The sequence below is a fragment of the Campylobacter concisus genome (assembly GCF_002913225.1).
GTDB classification, from domain to species: Bacteria; Campylobacterota; Campylobacteria; order Campylobacterales; family Campylobacteraceae; genus Campylobacter_A; species Campylobacter_A concisus_J.
Genome location: NZ_PPAW01000023.1, coordinates 115,391 through 126,234 on the forward strand (window position 1 = coordinate 115,391; position 10,844 = coordinate 126,234).

The following is a 10,844-nucleotide window of genomic DNA, read 5'->3' on the forward strand; positions in this document are numbered from 1 at the left end:
ATAAAAAATCAAAAATTTTAAGGACTTAGATGAAATTTGAAGTTATAAAAAAAGATGGCAACGCAAGGCGCGGCGTACTCACCACAGCCCACAGCGTGATACAAACGCCAGTTTTTATGCCAGTTGGCACGGTTGGCGCAGTTAAAAGCTTAGATGCCTTTGATATGAGCGAAATTTTAGACGCAAAGATCATTTTAGCAAACACCTATCACATGTATCTGCGCCCTGGTAGCAAGGTCGTGCGTAAGTTTGGCGGACTACATGGATTTTCTAAATTTGATCGCTCGTTTTTAACTGATAGTGGCGGATTTCAGGCGTTTTCGCTTAGGTCAAACACCAAAAACGACGATGGCGGGATAAAATTTAAAAGCCACATCGACGGCAGCACGCACTACTTCACGCCAAGATCCGTCCTTGACACGCAGTATGACCTAGGCAGCGACATCATGATGATACTTGATGATCTAGTCGCCTTGCCTGCTGAGCCAAAAAGGATAGATCTAAGCATAAAGCGAACGATAAAATGGGCAAAAGAGGCGATTGATTATCACAAATTTATGCAAAGCAAGGGCGTTGGCTTGCAGCAAAATATCTTTGGTATCGTTCAAGGCGGCACCGACTATGTGGCGCGTAAATTTTGCGCTGAAGCCTTAAATCAGATGCCATTTGACGGCCTTGCGATCGGCGGTCTAAGTGTCGGCGAGAGCAATGAGGCGATGTATGACACAGTTGAGGCGGTTATGCCATTTATGGATGAGCTTAGACCTCGCTATCTAATGGGCGTTGGCACGCCTGAGGATCTTGTAGAAAACGTGGAGCGAGGGGTCGATATGTTTGACTGCGTGATGCCAACAAGAAACGCAAGAAACGGCACGCTCTTTACTAGCTTTGGCAAGATAAATATAAAATCAGCCAAATTTATAAACGACCACGCGCCGATTGATCCGCAGTGTCAGTGCTACACCTGCAAGCGCTACTCTAGAGGCTATCTAAACCACCTTTTTAAGGCTAGAGAGCTCACATTTTTTAGACTAGCAAGCCTTCACAACCTGCACTACTATCTAAATTTAATGAAAGAGATGAGAGAGGCGATCGAGGTCGGCGAATTTGCTAAATTTAAGCGAAATTTCTACGCAAAAAGGAGCGCAGATGAGCTATAAAAGCGCACTTTGTGGATATTTTTATGGAGATGCATTTGACTACATCACGCTCATCTCATCATCGCAAAAGCAAGTTTTTAAATTTTTATTTAAAGATGGCAAAATTTACAAAGAAGATCTTGAGCATGAATGCGACAAAAGCACGTTTGAAGCAGCTATTAAGGGGATTTGTAACGAATATGCAAATAAAATTTTAGAGCACCAAGACGAGCTAAATGAGTATGAGAAAATTTATGCTAGCCAAAAAAATTTTGAGAAATTTATAAAAAGACACCACTTTTTAAAGTATGAGATAAGGAAATTTCAAAATAGCATTTCGCACTTTTACGAAGCTCTTGCAATCTGCCAAAGTGAGCAGCAAGGTCTTAAAAAAGAGCTTAAAAACAGCATCCACGAAGCAAGCGTCTTTAAAACCATAGCCAACGAATATGCCTGCAGGGTCGAAGACATCTATACATTTATACAAAGCGCTAAAAACGACAAGATAAATAAAAATATCTACCTCTTAACGCTCATTTCGGCTCTATTTTTGCCGCTAAATTTCATCACTGGCTTTTTTGGTATGAATACAAACGGCATGTTTCTAAGCTCATTTAAAGATGGCACATTGATAGTTTTTGCCTTTGTAGCGATGCTTTGCGTGCTATTTTTTATATTTTATTACAGATCAAATAAGGATATTAGTTAAATTTATAGTAGGCTTGGCAAGTTGATCCAACCTGCCAAGTAAATTTGAAGTTATTTTTTCTTAATAATGATCTTCTCGCCATCGCTATCAATGGTGATCTCATCGCCACTTTCAAGCTCATCTTTTAAGATCATATCAGCGATCTTGTCTTCAACTAGCTCATAAAGCGCTCTTCTAAGAGGTCTTGCGCCATAAACTATGTCAAAGCCAGCTTTTGCGATAAATTTCTTAGCCTCTTCGCTTAAAACTGCCTTGATGCCGCGGTTGTGAAGAGTTTTTTCAAGCTCTTTAAACATGATCTCTACGATAGATATCAAACCTTGCTCATTTAGAGGATTAAAGATGATAGTATCATCAAGCCTATTTAAAAACTCAGGTTTAAAGTAGTTTTTAAGCTCGTTTTTAACAGCCACGTCACGGTCTTCACCCTTTAGCTCCATTATGAAATTTGAAGCGATGTTTGAGGTTAAAATGATGATCGTGTTTTTAAAATCAACCGTTACGCCTTTGTTATCAGTCGCGCGTCCATCATCAAGTATGCCAAGAAGTATGTTAAATACATCCTTGTGAGCCTTTTCAACCTCGTCAAAAAGTATGACTGAGTAAGGTCTTCTGCGAACCGCCTCTGTTAGCTGACCGCCCTCATCGTAGCCTACATATCCTGGAGGCGCACCAAGAAGCCTGCTCACGCTATGTTTTTCCATATATTCGCTCATATCAAAGCGGATAAGTGCCTTCTCATCGTCAAATAAGAACTTAGCCAAAGCCTTAGCTGACTGAGTTTTACCAACGCCTGTTGGTCCAAGAAATAAAAACGAACCAATCGGCCTTTGACCCTCATTTAGCCCAGCCTTATTTCTCTTAACAGCACGTGCAAGTGCGTGTAGTGCGTCATCTTGACCGACAACGCTCTCTCTTAGATGCTCTTCGATGCGCAGATATTTCTCTTTTTCGCTTGTTAGCATCTTTTTAACTGAAATTCCAGTCCATTTGCTCAAAATTTCAGCCACAAGCTCTTCATCGACTTGATTTTTAAGAAGCACGCCCTCTTTTTTCATGTGCTCCCATTTTTCTTCAAGCTCGTGTTTGTGCTTTTTAGCGTCAGCTATCTTGCCGTATTCTATCTCGGCAGCTTTTTGAAGATCGCCATTTCTTTTTGCTATCTCAGCTTGTGATTTTAAGCTATCGATCTCTTTTGTTGCTTTTGAAATTCCGCCAAAAACGGCCTTTTCGTTTTCAAATTTAGTATCAAGCGCTAGCTTTTTCTCATTTAGATCAGCTATCTCTTTTTCGATCTCGCCAAGTCTTTCTTTATTTTTATCCGCATCCTCCATCTTTAGAGCTTCTTTTTCTACTTGAAGCGTTACGATCTCGCGTTTTATCTTTGAAAGCTCGTATGGCTCGCTCTCTATTTGCATCTTAAGCTCAGCTGCTGCCTCATCGATAAGATCTATCGCCTTATCTGGCAAGAAGCGGTTTGCGATGTATCGGTCACTTAGCCTTGCTGCGGCAACTAGCGCGCTATCTGTTATCGTGATGCCGTGATGAACTTCAAGACGCTCTTTTATACCACGTAAAATTTGAAGTGCCTCATTTACGCTTGGCTCTTTGACATCTATCGGTTGAAAACGTCTTTGAAGTGCTGCATCTTTTTCAAAGTATTTTCTATACTCTTTTAATGTCGTAGCACCAACGGCGTGAAGCTCTCCACGTGCAAGAGCTGGTTTTAGGATATTTGCAGCGTCCATTCCGCCCTCGCTCGCACCAGCTCCAACTATTGTATGAATTTCATCTATAAAAAGTATGATATTGCCAGCTTTTTTAACCTCGTCGATGACAGCTTTTAGTCTATCTTCAAACTCGCCTCTATACTTTGCACCAGCTACAACTGCGCTCATATCAAGCGCGATGACACGCTTGTTTGCAAGGCTTGTTGGCACATCGCGAGCCACTATCTTTTGAGCTAGCCCCTCAACAATAGCTGTTTTACCAACACCTGGCTCACCAAGCAAGATAGGGTTATTTTTGCTCTTTCTTATTAAAATTTGCATCATCCTAGTGATCTCTTCATCACGGCCGATGACTGGATCAAGCTCTTTATTTAGCGCTTTTTGCGTAAGATCGATACCAAATTTCTCTAAGCTATCAAGAGTATCATCGCCGGTTTGGCTATCTATCTTTTTACCACCTCTTATGCTCTCAAGGTTCTTTTTAATCTCTAAGATATCGCAAAATTTGCTTAAAATTTGTTTGATCTCACTAAGCTCAAGAGCCGAGATGATCCATGTATCAACAGCTATGTAGCTATCACCCATACTTACCATTAAAGCTTTTGCATTTTCAAGCGAATTTATAAGCTCTCTTGAAACTGAAACGTTATCTTTTGTGACGTTTGAGCTGCTTGGGAGTGACGAGATCTTGCTTTTTATCTCAAGCTCGACTGCGTCTTTGCTTATGTTCATCTTATTAAATACTTGATTCAAAATAGAATTACTATCAGCGAGCAAAGCCCAAAAGACGTGAAGTGGCACAACTTGTGGATTTTTAGAAAAGATCGCTAAGCTAACGCCTTTTTCAAGTGTCTCTTGCATCTGCGCTGTTAAATTTTCTGTTATGTCAGCCATTAAAGCTCCTTAAGTTATTTTATAATGGCGGCATTATATAACTTTAGTCTTATATTGTCAAGTATTTTTATAACATTTGTCACTCTTTTTATTTAATTGCTAAAATTTGCTGTTATAAATTTGTGTTAAAAATAGACAAAAGCTAAAAATATAAGGCTAAATTTATGCTTTTTTTAGCCAAATGTTAATAAAATTGAACCAAAAAATATAGGAGATATTTTGAACAAATTTACTAGATCTTTTGCGCTAAAAATAACAGGCGCCCTACTCATCTCAAGCGTAGCAGTAAATGCGCTTTTTGCTAAAACCGAAGATGAGGCGAGTGCGAAACTTGAAGCACTTTCAAAACTTACAAAAACCATCTCAACTGTTGAAAAATACTACGTTGATGACATTAAATTTAAAGAGATAATCGACAAAGCCATCGCTGGTTTGATGCAAAATTTGGATGCTCACTCAAGCTTTTTAAATGAAAAAGCATATAAAGATATGCAGGTGCAAACAAGCGGCGAATTTGGCGGACTTGGCATAACAGTTGGCATGAAAGATAGCGCCCTAACCGTTATCTCGCCCATCGAGGACACTCCAGCTGATAAAGCAGGTATAAAAGCAGGCGATATCATTTTAAGGATCGATGGCAACTCAACTATCGGCACAACGATAGATGAAGCCGTAAATAAGATGCGCGGCAAGCCAAAAACTCCGATAACAATTACGATCTTAAGAAAAGGCGAGCAAAAGCCATTTGACGTAAAAATCATAAGAGATCTTATAAAAGTTGAGTCTGTCTATGCAAAAATGATAGAAAATGAAAACATCCTTTATATACGCGTCACAAATTTTGACAAAAACGTCGTCACAAAGGTCAAAGATGCGATCAGAGAGCATCCAAAAGCAAATGGCATCATACTCGATCTTAGAAACAACCCTGGCGGTCTTTTAAATCAAGCTGTTGATCTAGTAGATCTTTTCGTAGATAACGGTATCATCGTCTCTCAAAAGGGTCGTGATGCATCTGAAAATGTAGAGTATAAAGCAAGCGCTAGCAAAACCTTATCAAAACTCCCACTTGTAGTGCTGGTAAATGGCGGAAGTGCAAGCGCTAGCGAGATCGTAAGTGGCTCACTGCAAGATCACAAGCGTGCGGTGATAATTGGCGAAAACACATTTGGTAAAGGCAGCGTTCAGGTGATCTTACCAATAGACGATACAGAAGCGCTAAGACTAACCATCGCAAGATACTACTTGCCAAGTGGTAGAACTATCCAAGCAGTTGGCGTAACGCCTGATGTAGTCGTGCATCCTGGCAAAGTGCCACAAAGTGATGATAGCGCATTTAGCATCAAAGAGAGCGAACTAAAAGCACACCTAAAGAGCGAGCTAAACAAGATAAATCCAACAAGTGAGGGCAATAAAACTGAAGCAAAAGATGATAAAAATATAATCACACAGAAAAAAGTCGATGAGGACATTCAGTTAAAAACAGCGATTGATACGATCAAAATTTTAAAGATAAAACAACAATAATCTAAAGGAGAACAACATGCAAAAAAGAGAGCTTATCTACGAGGGAAAAGGCAAGAAAATGTACGCCACAGACGATCCAAATCTACTTGTGGCTGAATTTAAAGACGATTTAACAGCATTTGACGCTCAAAAAAGAGGCAACGAAGCTGGCAAAGGCGCGCTAAATAACAAAATCTCTACTCAGCTTTTTAAACTGCTAGAGAGCAAAGGTATCGTCACTGACCTAGTTGAAACCATCAGCGACACCGAGCAAGTAGTTAAAAAATGCGAGATCATACCTCTTGAAGTTGTTGTGAGAAATATCGCGACTGGCTCACTTAGCAAAAGACTTGGCATAAAAGAAGGCACGGTTTTACCTTTCACGCTTGTTGAGTTTTATTACAAAAACGACGATTTGCACGATCCTTTGGTGACTGATGAGCACTGCATCATCATGGGCCTAGTAAAGAGCGAAAAAGATCTTCAAACACTAAGACACACAGCAAGAGAGATCAACTCTATCTTATTTAAATTCTTTGCAGAGAGAAATTTAAAACTAGTTGATTTTAAAGTCGAATTTGGTATCGACAAAGATGGCAACATCATCTTAGCTGACGAGATAAGTCCTGATAGCTGCAGATTTTGGGATGCGACAACAAACGAAAAACTTGATAAAGATAGATTTAGACAAGACCTTGGTAGCGTAAAAGTCGCTTATGAAGAAGTTTTAAGAAGAATTCTTTCTTAAGGACAAAGATGAAAGCTGTTGTAAACATAGCATTAAGAAGCGGGGTCTTAGACCCTGCTGGTAAAGCAGTGGAGCATGCGCTAAATTCACTTGGATTTAGCGGTGTTTCAAATGTCAGGATAGGCAAACAAATCGTTTTAGATATCGATGAGAGCGATAAAAATAAAGCAAAAGAGCAGCTAAAAGTTATGTGTGAAGAGCTTCTAGCAAACACTGTCATCGAAGACTACGAGATCGTGCTATGAAAGTAGCCATCATACTTTTTCCTGGCACAAACTGCGAAGAAGACACAGCTCACGCTTTTAAGCTACTTGGATGCCAAACACAGATCATCTGGCACAAAGAAGATAAGATCGATGCTGATCTAGTCGTTTTGCCTGGTGGTTTTAGCTATGGCGACTATCTAAGAACGGCTGCGATAGCTAAATTTAGCCCAGCTATGCAGGCTGTAAAAGAGCATGCGAAAAAAGGTGGCTACATTTTAGGAATTTGCAATGGCTTTCAGATGCTTCTTGAGCTTGGACTTTTAAAAGGTGCGATGAGAAGAAATGAAAATTTAAATTTCGTCTCAAAATATCACCATCTAAAAGTGATCTCAAATAACAATAAATTCCTAGCAAATTTAGCCAAAGACGAAGTAGTAAATATCCCTATCGCTCACGGCGAGGGCAACTACTATACCGACGAAGATACACTAAAAAGCCTATATGATAACGAGCAAGTCCTGCTAAAATACTGTGACAGTCACGGCAATGAGATAAATCCAAATGGCTCAGTTGATAGCATAGCTGGGATTTGCGATGAGAGTAAGAGGATCTTTGGTCTTATGCCTCACCCAGAGCGCGCTTGCGAGAAAATTTTAGGCACAGATGATGGCATGAAGATGTTAAAAGGGTTAGTTTGGTAAAACGAACACTTTTTATCGCCCTACTCGCGCTAAATTTATTTGCCGCAAACACTGATGAAGTCAGCGTTTTTGACATGATGGATGAGGCAAGAGAGGATAAATTTGTAAATAGTCCAAGTTCAAAGCCACAAACAAAGACTCCTAGCGAAGAAGATATATCAAGAAAGCTCGTCTCACCACGCTCTATCGCCCCACAGCCAGAGCGTATCACTCCAGAGCAGATGCGAAATATCGTCCCGACAAACGAACCAGACATCAGCGTCCCTGACAATCAAGTCTATGACAAGATCAAGATAAAAGACCTCCTTTTAAAAGCGACAAATATCCCCAAAAATGTCGTAGTAGGAGAAATTTTTAGCGTTGAGATCGTGGCTGATACGCAAAGTGACCTTGAGTTTGAGTTTGAGACACAGCTTGATGAGACAAATATCAAATGGCTAAATAAGAAGAATTTTCAATGGGTAAAAGGCGAAGAAAACAAATACATCGGCACTTTCTACCTTGAAGCAACGAGCATTGATGCAAAGACTTTACGAGTTAGCTTGGATCTAAAAAGAAATGGCGAGAACTATCAAAACTCAAACATAAATATCTTTTTACCAAAGCTAAAAGAGCTTAGAAGTGACGAGAACTACAACCACATCGTCGCTGACAACCTTGAGGTAAAGAAATTTAAAACGACTAAATTTGATGATATAAACAACATCATGGTCGTGGAAATTTATGGAAACAATGTCGATCTAAGCGCCTTTAATATCGAAAATAAAACGATCCTAAAGCAAGGCGTAGATACGATAAACGGCGACTTTAACTCACAAAGTGCATATTATTTTGCAGTGTTTAAGCCAAACAAAAAGACACTTGACTTTAACTACTACAACCTAAAAAAAGCTAAATTTGAGAGCTTTTCACTGCCTGTGAGCGTCGAAGAAGACGAAGTTAGTACGCAGATCGGGCTAAATCCAAAACAAAGCGAATTTAGCACTTACAAAGATATCACGATCTACTCTTTGGTCGCTATCTTTATCTTGCTGGCGATCTGGCGAAGAAAGCTAAGTTACTTCTTTGTGGCAGCTGTTTTTATCGCACTTGGGATTTACACTTACAATCCTTTTGGCAAAGCAGTGCTTAAGCCAGATGTGAGCGTCACTATCTTGCCAACTAAAAATTCAACCGTTTTTTATACATCTCGTAAAAACGAAAATGTTGAAATTTTAGATACAAAAGATGACTACTCAAAAATTTTATTCGCAGATGGCAAAATCGGCTGGGTAAGAAAGGGTGATCTTGTCAAAAATTAGAGCTTTTTTCTTTTCTATTGAATTTGTAATAAGCGTCGTTATTGTCGTATTTTTTATGTGGCTCTTTAACTCTAAAAATAGAGCTATTAGAAAATTTTGGGGCAGATCGCAGAGATTTTTTGGCGGATATAAGCTTGAAGTGATCGGTAAATTTAGCGACGAAGCAAATATCTTGCTGATAAATCACCAAAGCATGCTTGATATCATCGCACTTGAAGAGATCCATCCTAAAAATATATGCTGGATCGCAAAGGCGCAGATAGGTAAGATCCCGATCATCGGTAAAATTTTGAGCCTTCCTAAGATGATAGCAGTCGAGCGAGAAAACAAGCATTCACTGATAAAGCTTTTAAGCGAAGCAAAAGACAGAGTAGAAAATGGGCGTGTTTTAGCGATATTTCCAGAAGGCACAAGGTCTCAAACCAAAGAGCTCTTGCCATTTAAAGGTGGCGCAAAACTGCTAGTTGAAAAGCTAAATTTAAAGGTTCAGCCTATCGTAATCGTCGGAAGCGATGCGATGAAAGTGAAAGAATTTAGCTTTAAAAAAGCTGACATCAAGCTCTTTTGTCTTGATCTAGTCGATACCTCAAAACAAAACTGGCTAGAGGCGACTAGGGAGAGCATGCAAAAAGTCCTAGACGAAAATAGAAAATAAATTTAGCTTTGTAAATTTACAAAGCCCTACTATATTATTATTTATAAATTTTTTGTTTTATATAAGAGAAATTTTTGTCTATAAATTTAAAAAGGTCTAGCCAAAGCTAGACCTAAAAATATTAGCTTAAGAGGTAAAAACTTAAGTTCTAAAGACACTTAGTTTTGTATTTAGCGCGTCTGTCATCTTATTTAGATGTTCAGCTGCAGAAGCTATCTCTTCGACGCTTCTAGCATTTTCAGATGAAATTTGATTGATCTCTGAGATGCCATCCATGATCTCATTTACATTCTTGCCAGTTGCGATGTAGTCTTGCATAGTCTTATCAGACATCGCTATGGCATTATTCATCGTTGCGCTCATATCATTTATCGTCTTTTCAACGTCACTTGCCACATGGGTTAGCTCTTGAATTTGTTTAGAGTTGATGCCCATTTGCTCACTGCTATCATTTATCGCTTGAACGATAACGTTGATAGTTGCATTTATCTCTGTTAGAGATTTTTGAGTTCTCTCAGCTAGTTGTCTAACTTCATCAGCTACAACTGCAAAGCCACGTCCATGCTCACCTGCACGTGCTGCTTCGATAGCTGCGTTAAGAGCAAGTAAGTTTGTCTGATCAGCGATATCATTGATAACTACAAGCACTGATTTAACCTGCTCTGCATCACGGCTAAGCTGCTCGATCTTGCCAGCCATTTGGCTCTCTACGTTTGCAGAGTCTACAATCTGAGATGATAGGGCTCTGATAGCGTCAGTAGCTGTTTTTATATGAGTGCTTGCCTTTTGAAGATCATCTTTACCAGCTTGAGCTATAGATAGAGACTCTTTCATGCTTTCTTGCATAGACTTACATCTTTGATTTGTCTCTTCAACGATCTGGGTTGACTCTTCCACGCGTTTACCTGTTTGAAGTGAGGTAGAGCTTAGCTCGTTTGCGACTGAGCTGTTTTCACTTGAAAGGTTTTTAGTATCGCTTATAAGCACTCTTATGCGCTCTATGAAATTATTTATATCGTTGCTTATTTTAGCTATCTCATCTTTGCCGTAGATCGGGATTTTAAGAGTAAAGTCAGATGTTATAGCATTTAAATTTGTGCTTAGTCTATCAATAGGATTTGCAACCATCTTTTTAAGCAAGAAGATAGATACTATGATAAGAAGCAAGGTAACTATAATGCTTGCGATGATGAAGTTTTTGCTAACCACTTTTTGAGGTGTTAAAAAGTCATCTGTCACAGCTGAGCCAAGCACT

The 10,844-nt window shown here is 39.3% G+C and carries 10 protein-coding genes; 8 read left to right on the forward strand and 2 right to left on the reverse strand.

Features of this window, described 5'->3' with window-relative positions; translation table 11 throughout:
- Positions 1-29 precede the first annotated feature (29 nt).
- Both tgt and CYP26_RS05800 read left to right on the forward strand, forming a co-directional pair.
- Complete coding sequence (gene tgt / locus CYP26_RS05795; protein ID WP_103630733.1) at positions 30-1,160, forward strand: tRNA guanosine(34) transglycosylase Tgt; 1,131 nt, start codon at positions 30-32, stop codon at positions 1,158-1,160.
- The gene (locus CYP26_RS05800) at positions 1,150-1,848 is read left to right on the forward strand and encodes a CorA family divalent cation transporter (RefSeq protein ID WP_103630734.1); all 699 of its coding nucleotides are present in this window, start codon (positions 1,150-1,152) and stop codon (positions 1,846-1,848) included. The genes tgt and CYP26_RS05800 overlap by 11 nt, the downstream gene beginning before the upstream one ends.
- Positions 1,849-1,898: 50 nt before the next feature.
- On the opposite strand, the gene CYP26_RS05805 is transcribed toward CYP26_RS05800, so the two are convergent.
- Positions 1,899-4,472: an ATP-dependent Clp protease ATP-binding subunit gene (locus tag CYP26_RS05805; RefSeq protein ID WP_012001683.1), complete on the reverse strand. Its 2,574-nt coding sequence runs from the start codon at positions 4,470-4,472 to the stop codon at positions 1,899-1,901.
- Positions 4,473-4,724: 252 nt separating this feature from the next.
- Here CYP26_RS05805 and CYP26_RS05810 point away from each other — a divergent pair, with 252 nt between their 5' ends.
- The 6 genes from CYP26_RS05810 to CYP26_RS05835 are packed head-to-tail and all read left to right on the forward strand — an operon-like array spanning position 4,725 to position 9,589.
- Positions 4,725-5,999, forward strand: coding sequence for a S41 family peptidase (locus CYP26_RS05810; RefSeq protein WP_223154872.1), 1,275 nt, complete (start codon positions 4,725-4,727; stop codon positions 5,997-5,999).
- Positions 6,000-6,015: 16 nt separating this feature from the next.
- On the forward strand, positions 6,016-6,726 hold the full coding sequence (gene purC, locus CYP26_RS05815; RefSeq protein WP_009293856.1) for a phosphoribosylaminoimidazolesuccinocarboxamide synthase: 711 nt from the start codon (positions 6,016-6,018) through the stop codon (positions 6,724-6,726).
- 8 nt (positions 6,727-6,734) lie between these two features.
- Complete coding sequence (purS, locus tag CYP26_RS05820) at positions 6,735-6,971, forward strand: phosphoribosylformylglycinamidine synthase subunit PurS (RefSeq protein WP_009293857.1); 237 nt, start codon at positions 6,735-6,737, stop codon at positions 6,969-6,971.
- Positions 6,968-7,633, forward strand: a complete 666-nt coding sequence (gene purQ / locus CYP26_RS05825) for a phosphoribosylformylglycinamidine synthase I (protein WP_021086688.1) — start codon at positions 6,968-6,970, stop codon at positions 7,631-7,633. Before purS ends, purQ begins: the two co-directional genes overlap by 4 nt.
- Complete coding sequence (locus CYP26_RS05830; protein ID WP_103610180.1) at positions 7,627-8,934, forward strand: SH3 domain-containing protein; 1,308 nt, start codon at positions 7,627-7,629, stop codon at positions 8,932-8,934. Before purQ ends, CYP26_RS05830 begins: the two co-directional genes overlap by 7 nt.
- On the forward strand, positions 8,915-9,589 hold the full coding sequence (locus CYP26_RS05835) for a lysophospholipid acyltransferase family protein (protein ID WP_035143293.1): 675 nt from the start codon (positions 8,915-8,917) through the stop codon (positions 9,587-9,589). Before CYP26_RS05830 ends, CYP26_RS05835 begins: the two co-directional genes overlap by 20 nt.
- A gap of 141 nt (positions 9,590-9,730) precedes the next feature.
- Here the strand turns inward: CYP26_RS05835 and CYP26_RS05840 are convergent.
- Positions 9,731-10,844 (reverse strand): methyl-accepting chemotaxis protein (locus tag CYP26_RS05840; protein WP_141090086.1); only part of this gene is annotated, 1,114 nt, incomplete at its 5' end.

Bases quoted from the DNA above. Each gene is read 5' to 3' on its own strand.
- tgt (WP_103630733.1), top strand. From the start codon at position 30: ATGAAATTTGAAGTTATAAAAAAAGATGGCAACGCAAGGCGCGGCGTA.
- CYP26_RS05800 (WP_103630734.1), top strand. From the start codon at position 1,150: ATGAGCTATAAAAGCGCACTTTGTGGATATTTTTATGGAGATGCATTT.
- CYP26_RS05805 (WP_012001683.1), bottom strand. From the start codon at position 4,472: ATGGCTGACATAACAGAAAATTTAACAGCGCAGATGCAAGAGACACTT.
- purC (WP_009293856.1), top strand. From the start codon at position 6,016: ATGCAAAAAAGAGAGCTTATCTACGAGGGAAAAGGCAAGAAAATGTAC.
- purS (WP_009293857.1), top strand. From the start codon at position 6,735: ATGAAAGCTGTTGTAAACATAGCATTAAGAAGCGGGGTCTTAGACCCT.
- purQ (WP_021086688.1), top strand. From the start codon at position 6,968: ATGAAAGTAGCCATCATACTTTTTCCTGGCACAAACTGCGAAGAAGAC.